Here is a 14369-nt window from a genome sequence, read left to right as displayed (position 1 = left end):
CTCCTCGGGTCAGCCGCAGTCGGCGGCGGGGACGGGACGGGTGAGCCCGTCCCGCAGGTAGACGGTGGAGCCGCACACGTCGGCGACGCGGTGGTAGCGGCGGTGGAGCTCCGCGTCGGCGGCGGCGGTGTGCAGGCCCCAGGTGTGCAGCGTGCGCCCGGTGACGACCCACGTCGGGGCACGGTGGCCGGCGAGCACCGCGGTGAACCCGGTCAGGTCGGGGTCGAGCGTCTTGGTGGGCAGGCTCCACAGCGACGGGTACGGCGACGTCAGCCCGCTGCCCTGCACCACGCCCGGGTGGCCCCAGGCGACGACGAGGGAGTCGGCACCGACCGACGCGGCGCCGATCGCCCGCCCGACGCGCTGGTCACGGGTGAGGTCGTCGGCGCGCGCAGACATGACCGTCGCGCTCAGCACCGCCGGCACGAGGCAGCACGCTGCCGCGACGGTCGCGAGACGGGGCCGTGCGGTGGCGAGCAGCCCGACGCCCACGGCGAGGGGCAGCGCCAGCTGCACGAGGTAGTGCGTCCAGAAGTTCCCGCCGATCACGATCGAGAACGCCGCCCACGCCATCCAGGCCAGCGCCACCACGGCCACGAGGCGCACGTCGCGACGCATCCGTCGCACCCCGACGACGAGGGCTCCGAGGGCGGGCACGACGCCGCTCACCACAGCGGCCTCCAGCAGGTGCAGTCCTCGTGCGTGCGCGGCGACGCCTCGCGACGATGCGAGCGCCGCGCCCGCGGCCACGCGGAACGGGTACATGGCGTACCAGACGCCGCCCGGCGACGTGCCGTGCAGCACGGCCCACCCGAGCACGGCCCCCGTCACGGCGAGGCCGCCGGCGACCGCCCCCACGAGTGCGGCGAGCAGCGTCCGCGGTCGCAGCGTCCGGGTGACCGCCCCGAGCGCCACCACGCCCGAGGCGACGACGAGCACGTCGACCATGTTCTGCTTCACGAGCAGCGCGGCCGCCAGGCCCGCGCCGGCCAGCGCCCCACCCCGCAGGTGGTCGCGGCCGCTGGCTCCGCGCCACGCGAGCACGACGCCGAGCACGCCGAGCGCCGTGAAGGGCGCTGCCAGGAGCTCACCGTTCACCTCGAAGGCCCCGGCGGCGGGGGAGGCGAGCAACGCCGCGGCGACGACGGACGTCCAGGCTGCGGCGGTCGCCGATCCGGTCGCACGGCGCACTGCGGCGCCGACCGCGACGACAGCGACGAGGACGGCCAGCGCTCCGACCACGCGAAGCCCGACAGCGCCCCCGAGTCCGTCGGCGAGCCGGTACAGCGTGATGAGCAGCGGTGGCCGGTCGACCCAGTAGTGCCCGTAGAGCGACGTCCCGGGGCCCCACTGCCGCGCCACGGCCAGGAAGCCCGCCTCGTCGGACCCGAGCCCGCGGTCGGCCCAGGTCATCCGCAGCAGCGCCGCGAGCACCCCTGCGGCGCACGGCACCCAGGCGACCAGCGGCAGGCTCGTCGCCGCGCCACGGACGCGGGTCGTGCCGGTGATGCTGGTCATGGCCCCGACGCTAGGAGCGCGCACCTGTACGCCACCTGAATGCCGCCGCCCGGTCACCCCGTGCTCACGCTGGCGTCGGGCAGGATGACCCTGTGGCCAGGATCGGCGTGTGCGAGGACGACGCCTCGGTGCGGCGCGTCCTCGTCGAGGGGCTACGGCTCTCGTCGCACGACGTGGTGCTGGCGCGCACCGGGCGCGAGGCCATGGAGCTGTTCGGCGCCGACCTCGAGCTCGACGCCCTCGTCCTCGACATCGGCCTGCCCGACGCCGACGGTCGCGACGTCTGCCAGGCGCTGCGGGCCGGCGGCCAGCACGCGCCGGTGCTGTTCCTGACGGCGCTCGACGCCGTGCACGACCGCGTCTCGGGGTTCCACGCGGGGGGCGACGACTACGTGCCGAAGCCGTTCTCGATCAGCGAGGTGCTGGTGCGCCTCGACGCCCTCATGCGTCGCTCGCGCAGCGCACCGGCCGAGGCCACCGGGCTCGTCCTCGACCCGGAGCGCTTCTCGGTCCGCTCACCCGGGGGCGAGGAGCGGCTCACGCCGACCGAGTTCCGCATGCTGGCGGCCATCGCCGCCCGACCGGGCGAGGTCGTGCGACGACGCGCCGTGGTCGCGGCCGGCTGGCCCGACGGAGCGATCGTGCACGAGAACACCATCGACACCTACGTGCGCCGCCTGCGCGTGAAGCTCGACGCCATCGACGCGCCGGTGACCCTCGAGACCGTGCGCGGCGTCGGGTTCGTGCTCCGATGAGCCGCTCGCCCGGGGTGCGCGGACGCCTCGTGCTCACGACGGCGCTCATCACGACGGGCGCGATGGCCCTCATGCTCGTGGTGGTCCTGCTCGCCGCCAACCAGCTGATGGCTGCGCAGGTGCAGACCGCCCTCGACGACCGCATCGACACGGTGGCCGCCTCGCTCGCCGACCGCCAGGGACGCGTCGAGGTGCCCGACGTGGGTGCTGACACCGTCCTCGACGGCGTCTGGGTGTTCGACGCCGCCGGCGTGGAAGTCTCGGGTCCGGACGCCGGCGCGCGGACGACAGCGGTCGTCGACGGCCTCGCCGACGTGCGGCAGGCGACGACGCTCAAGCGGGGCGAGCGGCTGTTCCGGGCCCGACCGGTCGCCGTCCCCGGACGTGACGACCTGACCGCTGTCGTCGTGGCCACCGAGTCGCTCGACGTCTACGAGGCGAGCCGCGACATCCTGCTCGGCGCGCTCGGCGTGGCCGCGCTCCTCGTGGTCGCCGGGACCGCCGCCACCACGGCGTGGACCGTGTCACGCACGCTGCGCCGCGTCGGGGAGATGACCGAGTCGGCCGACGAGTGGAGCGCGCACGACCTCGAGGCCCGCTTCGACCTGACCGGCGACGACGAGCTGGCCCGGCTCGGTCGGACGCTGGACCGCCTGCTCGACCGCGTGGCTCAGGCCATCCGCGCGGAGCAGCGCCTGACCGGCGAGCTGGCGCACGAGCTGCGCACCCCGTTGACCGCGCTGAGAGGCGAGGCCGAGCTGGCGCTGCTCGGCTCGCCTCCGCCCGACGTCCGGGAGCGGTTCGTCCGGGTGCTCGAGCAGGTGGACCGGCTGAACGGCACCATCACGGCGCTCCTGGACGTGGCTCGTCACGCCACCGGGTCGCCTCGGCGGGCCGACGTCGGAGAGGTCGTCGCCGCGCTCGTCGCGGCGCGGCCGGCCGCGGACGTCCGGACCGACGTGGCCGCCGCGGCCGGCCTGCACGTCGCGGCCGCGGCCGAGCTCGTGGAGCGGATCGTCGGACCCGTCGTCGACAACGCCGTCCGGCACGCCCGCACCCGCGTCGAGGTCGTGGTGCGCCGTCGCGCCGGCCGCGTCGTGGTCGAGGTGAGCGACGACGGGGCCGGTCTCGACCCCGCGCACGGCGAGGACGTGTTCCGCGCGGGCTTCCGGCGCAGCGACGACGGGGAGGGCGCCGGCCTCGGCCTCCCCCTCGCCCGACGGGTCGCGGCGACGGTGGGCGGCACGGTGAGCGTGACGTCGGCGCACGACCCGACGACGTTCACCATCGACCTGCCGCCCGCCTGACGTCGTTGGGCGGGCGCGCCGGACCGGCCTTCGCTACGGTGCTGCGTGGACGAGGACAGGAAGCGCTCCGCCATCGTGGGCGTCGGGGCCGTGGCCCTGGCGGTCACCGCGATCGTGGCCATCTCCAACGACGGCGGTGCCGACAACCGCGGCGTGTGCGTGGACCGGTACACCGACACCCGAGTCTCCGACGAACGCTGCGACGACGACTCCTCGGGCGGGGGCGGCGCCTCCGGTGGCGGCGGTTCCTCGGGCGGGGGCGGCTACGGCTGGTACTACATCCCCTCGGGCCGCACGGCGCCCGGCGTCGGCGAGAAGGTCTCGGGCCAGGGCTCCTACACCCCGCCGGCGTCGTCGGTGAAGCGCGGCGGCGTCGCGTACGACGGCGGCGAGGTGACCCGTGGCGGGTTCTTCTCCGGCAAGAGCTCGTTCGGCGGCTGACGTGCGTCGACTCGCGTCCGAGCCACGCCCCGACTGGCTCGCGAAGGTCGAGGGCGAGGGCCTCACGTACGCCGTCGACCGTGCCGAGGACGGCGAGCAGTTGCCCTACTGGGACGAGTCGGCCTGCTACGTGCTGAGCGAGACCGAGGTCGAGCACCTCGAGCGCGTCACCGACGACCTGCACGCGATGGCGGTGGAGGCGGCCGGTCGGATGGTCGCCGACCCGAGCGTCGTCGAACGTCTGGGCCTGCCGCCAGGGTCGGGCGAGCTGCTCGCCCGGTCCCTGCACGACCCCGACGAGATCTCCCTCTACGGACGCTTCGACCTCGCGTGGGACGGCACGGGCGAGCCGCGGCTGCTCGAGTACAACGCCGACACCCCGGCCGGGCTCGTCGAGGCGGCGGTCTGCCAGTGGACGTGGCTGGAGGAGACCCACCCCGACCGCGACCAGTGGAACATGCTGCACGAGCACCTCGTGAGGCGCTGGGGCGAGCTGCGCTCGCGAGGCGTCGACCTCGTGCACTTCGCGGTCGGGCAGCAGGAACCGACCGAGGACTGGGTGACCGTGGCGTACCTGCGGGACACCGCGCAGGAGGCGGGCGTGCAGACCCTCGGGGTGACCATCGAGGACATCGGGTGGCACCACGACCGCGAGGTCTTCCTCGACCCCGAGGACGTGGAGATGCGCTACTGCTTCGCGATGTACCCGACGGAGTGGATGCTCGACTCGATCTTCGGCCAGCACCTGATCGCCGGGCGGGGCACGACGCGCTGGATCGAGCCGCCGTGGAAGCTGCTGCTCGGTTCCAAGGCGCTGCTCCCGGTGCTGTGGGACATGTTCCCCGGGCACCCGAACCTGCTCCCCTCCTACTTCGACGCGCCGTACGCGATGCGGCGCTACGTGACCAAGCCGCTGTTCGGCTGGGAGGGTGACGGCGTGGAGGTCCACGGCGAGGGGATCGCCGAGTCCGTCCCCCGCTCGCACACCGAGAGCCAGCAGGTGGTCTACCAGCAGTACGTCGACCTGCCCTTCGACGGCAACCACCCCGTGCTGGGGACGTGGGTGATCGGCGGCCGCGCCGCGGGCCTCGGCATCCGCGAGTCGCGTGAGCGGATCACCACCACCCGGGCCCGCTTCGTCCCGCACCTGATGGACACGCCCCGCTCGTCGCCCGACCAGGTAGCGTCCTGGCTCGCCGACACCGACCACCCCTGACCGCCGCCCGATCCCACCATCCGAGGAGACCTCCATGGACCTGCTGACCTCCGTCGGCTATGCCCTCGCCTACGCCGTCGTCGGCATCGTCGTGCTCGGCGTCGGCTACGGCGTGCTCGACCTGCTGACGCCCGGCCACCTCGGCCGGCACATCATGGCCGGCTCGGTGAACGCGGCGCTGGTCGCGGCGTCGGGCATCCTCGGGCTCGGCCTCGTGGTCTACACCGCGATCTGGCACCACGCCGACGCCTCCTTCGGCGAGGCCCTCGGGTACACGATCGTCTTCGGGCTGTTCGGCGTCGTGGTGCAGGCGGTCGCGTTCCGGCTCGTCGACATCGTCATGCCCGACGACCTCGCCGCCACCACGATGGACACGACGTTCCACCCCGCCACCCTCGTCCCCGCCGCCACCCAGATCGCGGTGTCGCTGGTCGTGGTCGCCAGCATCGCCTGAGGGCTTCCCGCCCGCCGGAGCCTCCCCCCAGGCGGTAGGTGAGACGCCTTATCCGCCCTGGCGGTAGGGGACGCGCCCCATGCGGGCCTGAAGGGCGCGAGACCTACCGCCGACACGGCCAGGGCGCGCAGGACGGCGACGGGCCCGCCCGTGAGGTTCACGGACGGGCCCGGCTCCGGGTGTGGCTGGTTCAGCGCTGCGCACGCACCGGGATGGTGTGCAGGGTCGAGCCGGTCTTGACGCCGAGCACCCAGTGACCCTTGCGGCTCATGCCGCGGTCCATCCGCACCGGCAGCGAGAAGCGGTTCAGGCCCGCCTGCTTGCCGGCCCGCACGAGGTAGCTGCCCGACGCGGTCGGACGGCTGCCGCGCGGTGCAGCGTTGTAGTACTGCGGCCGGGCCGTGCCGGAGGTCAGGGCGACCACCTGGTACGTCTGGCCGTCCCGCACCTGCCACGCGCCGTCGCGGAACGTGGCGCCCGCGACGTAGAACTTCGCGACGCGGTAGGTCGCCGAGGCGGTGCTCGTGTTGCCCGCCCGGTCGGTGGCGCGGGCGGTGACGGTCACCGTCTCGCCCGAGACCTTGCGGCTGGTCCGGCACGACGCGATGCCCGAGAGGGCGTCGCGGCTCGTGCACGTGGCACGGGGCGCCTGGCCGGCGTAGACCCGACCCTTCGACACGCCCTTGACCGCGACCCGCGGAGCCGTCCGGTCGATGTTGACGCCGGCGACCGTGACGGTCGTGGCGCCGCCGTCGGCAGCGAGCACCGTGCGCGTGACCGACTGGCCCGCACCGTTGCGGCCGAGCGTGACGGGCGCCGGGCAGCTGCCGACCAGCGCGCCGCTCGTCGGGGTGCACTGGAAGGAGATGGTCACGGGCGTGCGGTACCAGCCACTGGCCGACTTCCTGACCGCGCTGCTGACCTTGGCCGTGACGACCGGGTCCTGACGTGCCGTCGAGTCCGACGAGCCGACGAAGTCGGCGTCTCCGGCGTAGGCCGCCGCGACGGCCCGCTCCTTGCCGGCCTCGACCCGGTACGCGAGCGACGCGACACCGTCGACGACGGGTGCGGTACCGACCGTCTCGCCGTCGACCGAGAAGGTCACGGTGCCGGTCGGCGCACCGGCGCCGGGAGCCGTGGGCTTCACGGCAGCGGAGAGCGCGTCCCGCGCGACCGTGAGCGTGGTTGACGTCGCGGCCTGGGCGACGGTGATCGTCTGGCTCGTCGAGGCGGCGGCGTAGCGGCCGTCGCCCTCCTGGTCGGCGTCGACGACGCAGGCACCCGGGTGCTGGAACGTCACCGTGGAGCCGTCGATGGCGCAGACGCCGGCCGAGGCCTCGTCGACGGAGAGGACGACGGGCTGTCCGGAGTCGCCGGCGGAGGTGGTGACCGCGTAGGTCTGGCCGACCACCGCGTTCGCGGGGGCCTCGGACGTGATGGCGACGGTCTGCGTCGCGAGCGACACCGTGACCGTGACGTCCTGCGTGCTCGACAGCTTCGCGTTCGACGCCTCGACCGTGACCGGGTAGGAGTCGGCGGAGCCATCGGCGGGCGTGCCGGCGAGAGTGCCGGTGCCGTCACCGTTGTCGACGAACGTCAGACCGGCCGGCAGGTCGCCGGCCACGGACAGCGCCGTGTCGGAGGGGAACCCGGCGGTCGTGGTGACCGTGAACGACCCGGCGTCACCGACGGTGAAGCCCGCAGTCGTAGGGCTCGTGATGCCCGGGACCTCGTCGACGGTCAGCGCGAGCGTCTGTGTGGCGTCGGGGTCGGTGCCGTTGGTCGCCTTGAGCGCGACGTCGTGGAGGCCACCGGTCCCGGCGGCCGGGGTGCCGGCCAGCGTGGCCGTGCCGTCGCCGTTGTCGGTGAGCGTGAGGCCGCTGGGCAGCTCGGACGTCGCCGAGATCGTCGCCGCGGGCTTCGCCTTCGTCGTGACGGTGAAGCTTCCCTCGACACCGGCGGTGAACGACGCCGTCGCGTCGCTCGTGAAGCTGGGGGCCTTGACGACGGGCGCGAGCGTCGCGTTGAGCGCGTTGGCGAGCAGGCGCGTGCCGTCGGTGGACGCGTCCCAGAAGTCCGAGCGGGCGTCGCTCGACGGGGGGAAGAAGTTCAGGTAGATCGACTTCTCGCCGCGGACCACGAGCGGCTCGCCCGTGCTCCAGTGCGCGACCACGGTCGATCCCTCGGCCGGGGCCACGGGGATGCGGTAGCTGCTGCCGCCTCCGTCGAACGAGCCGACGCCGGCCAGCAACGGGTCGTCGGCGTCGTCGACGACGAGGTGGGCGCGGCCACCCCCGCCGCCCCCGGACGACACGACGGCCGAGTAGCCCTCGGCGCTGAACCGTCCGGCGATGCTGTCCGCTCCAGCGAAGGCCGCGACCACGACGTGTCCGCCGCCGTCGACGTAGTCGGCGAGGACGTCACCGAGAGCGCGCGGGTCCTGGAAACCGCAGTCGTTCCACACCATCACGGCGTCGTACTTCTTCAGGTCCTGCAGCGTCGGGGTCCCGGCACCACACGCGGACTCGGGCAGGACGACGACGTCGGCGAAGCCATCGGTCGCCTTCAGCTTGTCCCGGGTGTCCGCGTCCCAGGACGCACTCGCGTTCGCGTTGAGCAGACCGACGGTGGGCTTGGCCTCCGGCTCGGCCTGCGCGGGCAGCGCACCGAACGCGAGGGCGGACAGGACGAGCGCGACGAGCGTCGCGACGCTCACGAGGGACCGGGGCGCGGTCGCGGCCGTACGGCGCGATCGTCCCCCTCCCCCACGGGCAGGCGTGATGGCATGACGAAACACGAGTTCTCCCAAGAAAGTGGCCGCGGGGCCGGTGAGGACCGCGGTGCACCGCCGCGTCGCGGCGGAGCTCCTGGCACCGTGGTCGACCCGCAACGTAACAGCGGTTTCATTGCTGTGTCCTCAAAACTGGGAGAAACCTCCGCACGACCTGCGCAGCATGCCGCAACCCCGAGAGGACGGTCGGACCTCCGCGTCGCGTCGCGTACGCTCCCGGCCCGCCCCGAGCCCGGTGACGACATCCTGCCCAGGCGTGGTCGACCGGAGGACCGGTGCGCTCCGGCCGTGGTCGACCACGAAGGTCAGTCGCGCGTGCCGTGGATGGGCGTCACCTCTTCCGGGCGAGGTTGGCGGGGAGACTTGCAAGCGCCGGATGGATCGGGAGGTCGTTGACGTGAATCGTGTCGTTGGCCTCGACGTCGTTCTGCAGAAGCTGGTCGCGGATGGCGACCGCCTGAGCGGCGATCCAGTCACGGACCGTCACGTCCACCGTGAAGGCGTGGCGAGGTCCGCCGGACACGATCTGATTGATGTCGTTGTAGAGCCGGTCGGTCGTGCCGAGGTAGCCGAGTGTCGACTGCCTGGCGGGGATGAGGTACTGCGGGTTCTCGTTCGACGAGCGAGCCACGCACCCCTGGGCAAGAACCTGCTGGGACGTCATCACCTGCGCCATCGCTTGAGCAGCGTCCAGGTCGGTGCTTCGGGGACTGACGCCCACGCCATCGACGAAGTAGCCGTTCTGGCCGCGACCGGCGGCCACGGCGAGCGGCTTGGGTCGGACCGTGTAGTTGCCGATCTGGTCGACCGGGAAGGTCGACAGGCTCTCGGTGACGCCTGCCATCGCTCGACCCAAGCCGCCCGTGAACCACTGCTGACGCTGTGAACCGGAGTCGTGGAAGCCGGCCTGCGCACGTCCTGCCGCCTTCGTGTAGTTGAGCAGAGCGTCGATCGAGGGCTGGTCGAGGGACGGAGGCGGGACGAACGCCGTGTCGTAGACACCGGTGTGCTGCTGGACAGCCTGCGCGTACTCGCAGGCGTCGGTCGTGCGGCCGGTGTAGTCGATCAGGAGGCCTGATCCCGGCGGTGGCTGGGGGACGGTGGGATCGGCCGCGGGACCGAGCACGTCGTACACGCCGTCACTTCCTTCCGCCAGGAGCAGGGGCGTGTCTCCACGTCGGACGACGAGCGAGCTGAGGCAACCGAGCTGCGGGTAGGCGACCGGTTGTCCGCCGACGGTGACGGCACCGACCGCGAAGTCGAAGAAGTCCGACGAGAGCTGACCGTCCACGGGGAGGAGGTAACCCGCCTGGACGAAGTGGTTGATGAAGATGGTGTCGAAGGTGAAGACGTCGAGCGTGATCGGAGGATCGCACGTGTAGCAGTCGTAGTCGACAAAGTTGATCGCCGGGCCCTGCGGACGCACCGACTGCCACGCCGCCGTGATGGCGTCCTCGAACTGCTGGGGCCGCGGGAGGTAGGGATAGATCGCCACGTTGAGGACCGGGGCGTCCGAGGTCGACGGCTGCGCAAGCCGCCGTGGTCGTAAGAGGGGTGTGTCCTTGGGCATGGTGGGGGTCCGATCGTCGAGGGTGAGAACCTCAGTGTCGGCAGCCCCTCTGGATGGACGGCTCGTTCCCGAGAAACGCATGCCCGCATGGGACGATCGAACCGGTCTGCTCGAGCTCAGGCTGGAGAACATCACCTCCGGTACGCGATCGCATCCGCGCTACGCCGTCACGGCGCCCCGTCGGGGCCTGCGCGCGAGTGCTCTCGCCGCATCAGCCTGCAAGGCGAGCGGGCAGCGCCGCGTAACCGCGCAGGATCCTGGTCGAACGTCGCTCCGCGCCCGGCTCGAGGGTCAGGTTCGGGTAGCGGGTGAGGAGGGTGCGCAGCCCCACCTCCCCCTCCATGCGCGCGAGGGCGGCGCCCAGGCAGTAGTGGCGGCCGGAGGAGAACGACACGTGCTGGTCGGCGTTCTCGCGGCTGACGTCGAAGCGCTGCGGGTCGGCGAACACGTCGGGGTCGCGGTTGGCGCCCGCGAGGAGGGTCGTGACGACGGAGCCGCGTGGGACCTCGCGTCCGCCAAGAACCGTGTCGTTGACGACGCTGCGGCCGGTGAGGAGCACGGGCGGGTCGTAGCGCAGCACCTCGTCGACCGCGCGCGACCACAGGTCCGGCTTCTCCTGGAGGAGCTCGAGCTGCTCGTGGTGCTGGTGGAGCAGGGCGATGCCGTTGCCGAGCAGGTTGACGGTCGTCTCGAAGCCGGCGGCCAGCACGAGGCCGGCGGTCGCCTTGAGCTCGAGGTCGGTCAGCTCGACACCGTCGTCGTCCTGCGCGAGCACGAGCTGGCTGAGGAGGTCGTCGCCCGGGTCGTGGCGGACGGCGGCGATGTGGTCGTCGAGCCAGCGCTCGAACGCGCGGAGCGACCGTTCGACGGTACGGAACCGTCCGAGCGGCAGCCCGAGGTCGAGGCTGGGCGCGGCACCCTCGCCGAACTCGAGCACCTTGTCGCGCTGGTCGTGCGGGACCCCCAGGATCTCGGCGATGACGGTGACCGGCAGCAGCGCGCAGTAGCGCTCGACGAGGTCGACGGTCCCGTCGTCGCTGCTGGCGAGGTCGTCGAGCAGCTGGTCGGCGATGTCCTGGGTCCGGTCCTGCAGTCCCCGCACCGCCTTGACGGAGAAGACGCGGGTCACGAGCTTGCGGTACCGCGTGTGCTCCGGTGGCTCGACCGACAGCAGCGACGGCGGCGTCAGGGGCCCGATCGGGGTGCTGCTCTCGGCCCAGCGGCGCACGGGACCGAGCAGCCCGCCCGTGCCGAAATCGACGCCGGCGTGCACGTCGGGGCTGCCGAGCACCTCCTTGACGACCGGATGCGTGGCGGTGACGTACGCGAAGGCGCTCTTGTGCAGAGGTCCGCTCGCACGCACCTCCTCGAAGAGGTCGAGCGGCAGGCTGCCGTCGTCGTCGGCGTCGCTGCCCGACGCGGTCGCCACGATCAGCCGAGCCTGCAGGTCACCGCGACGCGCCCCTGCTCGTATGCCGAGGCGAGGCACCGCATGGTTGAGCCCCCAGCGCGTCAGCGACGCCGCCTCGTCGAGGATCTGCACGATGGACCTCCGATGCTCGGTTGTGCCCAGTATCGAACAGGATCCGTCATCCTGCGGCCCGTCTCGTGTTCCGGCAGCCCGTGAGACCGATGCACCGGTACGGACGTATGGCGGCGCGACGAGCGCACCGGCGACCGAGTGTGATCTGACTTACATTCACTACCTCCAGTGCGCGCCACGCCCGACGCGGACGGGGTCGTCCTGAAGGGGCCACCATGAGCTACGACAAGGTCACCATTCACAACTCCACGCCGTACAACGCCAGCGGCACAGTGGAGTACGCCTCCATCTTCTGCCGCAACGACGACTACAACGTCACCACCAACACGACGTGGGAGGCCTCCTCGCGGGGCGTCTGTCTCCTGACGGGGATCACGGCCACGCTGGTCACCCCCAGTGGTCCGGTCACTGCAGACGCCTACGACTCGGCCGGCACCACGTACTCCCGCTTCGCCGTCATCAGCACGGGCGACAACACCTTCGCCGTCACCCGGATCACGCAGGAGACGGAGGACCACGTCCCCAGCGACTACGTCGAGCCGACCGAGCAGCAGAAGTAGTCTCGCGGGTCTCTGCGGATCCACACGGGCGTCCTGCACGCGCGACGCAACGACGGGCGTGCAGGACGACGACGAGGCAGGCAGGACGTCGACGATGCCTGGACCCGCTACGCCCGGCAGCACGCCCTCAGCGGACCGGCGCCACGTCCTCGCCTCGTCCCGTCCTCACCACGGCATCTCCCGACCGACGCTGATGGTGCGCTCCCGCGGCAGCCGCAGGACGTCGACCGGGTCCGGGCTCAGCCGCACGAGCGTCAGGAAGATCCTCTGGCGCCAGCGCGGCATGCCCGAGCGCGGGCTGAACTTCACGACCGGCACGGAGGTGAAGTAGATCGCGCGGTCGAGGTCGACGTGGTCGAGCTCGCCCTCCGCGAGCGGGATCGCCTGCTCCAGCACCGCGAGGAGGTCCGGTCTCTCGCGGTACCCGAACGTCGCGTGGACGTGCACGATGCCGTCGGTCGGGTCGTCCAGGACGTCGACGACGACGCGGTCGTCGTGCCGAACCGCTGGCACGTCCACGGACTCCCAGCTGAGCAGGACGGTCGTGGTGTGCAGGACGTGGTTGAGGTCGAGCATCGCGTCGAGCGCGATCGGGACGACGCCTGGCCCTCGGGTCAGGTAGACCGCCGTCCCGGGCACGCGGGCGAGCCCTGCCTCGGTCGCGCGGATGCGCGGCACGAGGTCCTCGACCGGTCCTTCGGCGTCGGCGCGCGCCGCCTCGATGCGCCGCTGGCCGGCCCGCCACGTCGTCATCGTCAGGACCAGGATCGCGCCGATGCCGAGCGGGAGCCAGCCACCGGAGCGGATCTTCGGGAGGTTCGCCGCGAGGAAGACGAGCTCGACTACGAGGATGGCCGCCCCCACGAGGAACCCTGGTGACGCTCCGCCGTCCCGTCGCCACCGGTAGGTGAGGTAGAGCAGGGTCGTCACGGTGATGGTCGAGGTGACGGCGACGCCGTACGCCGACGCCAGGGACGCCGAGCTGCGGAACAGCAGCACGACCGCGAGGACCGCGAGGCCGAGCGTCCAGTTCACGGCCGGGAGGTAGATCTGCCGCGCGTGGTGCCGCGACGTGTGGGTCGTCCGCAGGTGCGGCAGGAAGCCCAGACGAGACGCCTGGTGGACCACGCTGAACGCCCCCGAGATGACCGCCTGCGACGCGATGATCGTCGCCAGCGTCGCCAGGACCACCATCGGCAACCGGGCCCAGCCCGGCACGATGGCGAAGAACGGGTTGCCCACGGCCGTCGTCGAGCCGGCGACCGCTGCCGCCTGTCCGAGGTAGCTGAGCACGAGTGCCGGGAGGACGACGAACACCCATGCCCGCGCGATGGCCCGGCGGCCGAAGTGCCCGAGGTCGGCGTACAGCGCCTCCGCGCCCGTCACCGCCAGCACCACGGCACCGAGCGACAGGAAGGCGATCAGCGGCTCGTCCCGGAAGTAGAGGAAGACCCAGTGCGGGGAGAGCGCCTGCAGGGCGGACGGCTCCTTCGCGACGGCCAGCGCACCCCAGAGCGCGGTGGACGCGAACCACACGACCATGACGGGCCCGAAGAGCCTGCCGATCCTGCCGGTGCCGAACCGCTGGATCACGAACAACCCGACGAGCACGGCGAACGCGAACGGCACGACCACGTGCGACCAGGACGGGTTGAGGAGCTCGAGGCCCTCGGCCGCGGACAGCACCGAGATCGCCGGCGTGATCACGCTGTCGCCGAGGAACATCGCCGCCCCGAAGACCCCGAGCAGGCTCACCACGGCCAGCACGCGACCTGGCGCCAGCCGCTGCCGGAGCAGCCCGACCAGCGCGAGCAGACCACCCTCCCCGTCGTTGTCGGCGCGCAGCAGGAGGCGCACGTACAGCACCGTCACGACCAGCATCATCGACCAGACGATGGTCGAGACCATGCCGTAGACGAGCGGCCTCGCGACGGCGCCACCTCCCGACGTGTCGGCCTGGAGCACCGCACTCATCGCGTACAACGTGCTCGTCCCGATGTCGCCGAAGACGACGCCCACGGCTCCCAGCACCATGAACGGTCCGCCGGCAGGTCGTCCTGCACTCCGCTCAGTCACGGGCTCGAGCGTATGCCGCTCGACGACGTTCGCAGGGGAATGCGGCGTGCCGTCCGGCACGTGGCCGACGTCCACGACGGGCCGGGACGACAGAACCCCCGATCTTCACAGGTCGGGGGTTCTGCCGGACTTCTTCGG

At 72.3% G+C, this 14369-nt stretch carries 11 protein-coding genes; 6 read left to right on the top strand and 5 right to left on the bottom strand.

Annotation, left to right across the window (positions count from 1 at the left end; all coding sequences use genetic code 11):
- Positions 1–9: 9 nt before the first annotated feature.
- Complete coding sequence (locus AC3WRM_RS01000) at positions 10–1518, bottom strand: hypothetical protein (RefSeq protein WP_492246793.1); 1509 nt, start codon at positions 1516–1518, stop codon at positions 10–12.
- Between the two features lie 92 nt (positions 1519–1610).
- On the opposite strand from AC3WRM_RS01000, the gene AC3WRM_RS00995 reads away from it, so the two are divergent.
- From AC3WRM_RS00995 to AC3WRM_RS00975, 5 genes are read left to right on the top strand one after another with little or no spacing between them, the layout of a single operon-like run.
- Entirely contained in the window at positions 1611–2273 is a 663-nt protein-coding gene (locus tag AC3WRM_RS00995; RefSeq protein ID WP_492246794.1) for a response regulator transcription factor, read from the top strand.
- On the top strand, positions 2270–3580 hold the full coding sequence (locus tag AC3WRM_RS00990) for a sensor histidine kinase (protein ID WP_492246795.1): 1311 nt from the start codon (positions 2270–2272) through the stop codon (positions 3578–3580). The genes AC3WRM_RS00995 and AC3WRM_RS00990 overlap by 4 nt, the downstream gene beginning before the upstream one ends.
- 45 nt (positions 3581–3625) lie before the next feature.
- Positions 3626–4021 carry a hypothetical protein gene (locus AC3WRM_RS00985; protein WP_492246796.1) on the top strand — a complete coding sequence of 132 codons (396 nt, stop codon included), beginning with the start codon at positions 3626–3628 and terminating at the stop codon, positions 4019–4021.
- A gap of 1 nt (position 4022) precedes the next feature.
- Positions 4023–5237: a glutathionylspermidine synthase family protein gene (locus AC3WRM_RS00980; RefSeq protein WP_492246797.1), complete on the top strand. Its 1215-nt coding sequence runs from the start codon at positions 4023–4025 to the stop codon at positions 5235–5237.
- Positions 5238–5271: 34 nt separating this feature from the next.
- Positions 5272–5691 (top strand): DUF350 domain-containing protein, encoded by a 420-nt coding sequence (locus AC3WRM_RS00975; protein ID WP_492246798.1) that lies wholly within the window; start codon positions 5272–5274, stop codon positions 5689–5691.
- 190 nt (positions 5692–5881) lie between these two features.
- On the opposite strand, the gene AC3WRM_RS00970 is transcribed toward AC3WRM_RS00975, so the two are convergent.
- The 3 genes from AC3WRM_RS00970 to AC3WRM_RS00960 form a co-directional block, all read right to left on the bottom strand.
- Positions 5882–8407: an Ig domain-containing protein gene (locus AC3WRM_RS00970; RefSeq protein ID WP_492246799.1), complete on the bottom strand. Its 2526-nt coding sequence runs from the start codon at positions 8405–8407 to the stop codon at positions 5882–5884.
- Positions 8408–8813: 406 nt separating this feature from the next.
- On the bottom strand, positions 8814–10052 hold the full coding sequence (bcmE, locus tag AC3WRM_RS00965; RefSeq protein ID WP_492270904.1) for a thiamine pyridinylase: 1239 nt from the start codon (positions 10050–10052) through the stop codon (positions 8814–8816).
- Positions 10053–10263: 211 nt separating this feature from the next.
- Complete coding sequence (locus AC3WRM_RS00960; RefSeq protein ID WP_492246801.1) at positions 10264–11595, bottom strand: cytochrome P450; 1332 nt, start codon at positions 11593–11595, stop codon at positions 10264–10266.
- Positions 11596–11810: 215 nt separating this feature from the next.
- Between AC3WRM_RS00960 and AC3WRM_RS00955 the strand changes: the two genes are divergently transcribed.
- On the top strand, positions 11811–12155 hold the full coding sequence (locus AC3WRM_RS00955) for a hypothetical protein (protein WP_492246802.1): 345 nt from the start codon (positions 11811–11813) through the stop codon (positions 12153–12155).
- A 165-nt stretch (positions 12156–12320) separates the two neighbouring features.
- Here AC3WRM_RS00955 and AC3WRM_RS00950 read toward each other — a convergent pair whose 3' ends face one another.
- Positions 12321–14231: a potassium transporter Kup gene (locus AC3WRM_RS00950; RefSeq protein ID WP_492246803.1), complete on the bottom strand. Its 1911-nt coding sequence runs from the start codon at positions 14229–14231 to the stop codon at positions 12321–12323.
- Between the last annotated feature and the right edge of the window lie 138 nt (positions 14232–14369).

Source organism: Aeromicrobium sp. EU05-FHT14F07 (genome assembly GCF_058790455.1).
This window is presented reverse-complemented; position numbering and strand designations above follow the sequence as displayed.

Coding starts and splice junctions, on each gene's coding strand:
- AC3WRM_RS01000 (WP_492246793.1), bottom strand. CDS start 1,518: ATGACCAGCATCACCGGCACGACCCGCGTCCGTGGCGCGGCGACGAGC.
- AC3WRM_RS00990 (WP_492246795.1), top strand. CDS start 2,270: ATGAGCCGCTCGCCCGGGGTGCGCGGACGCCTCGTGCTCACGACGGCG.
- AC3WRM_RS00975 (WP_492246798.1), top strand. CDS start 5,272: ATGGACCTGCTGACCTCCGTCGGCTATGCCCTCGCCTACGCCGTCGTC.
- AC3WRM_RS00955 (WP_492246802.1), top strand. CDS start 11,811: ATGAGCTACGACAAGGTCACCATTCACAACTCCACGCCGTACAACGCC.
- bcmE (WP_492270904.1), bottom strand. CDS start 10,052: ATGCCCAAGGACACACCCCTCTTACGACCACGGCGGCTTGCGCAGCCG.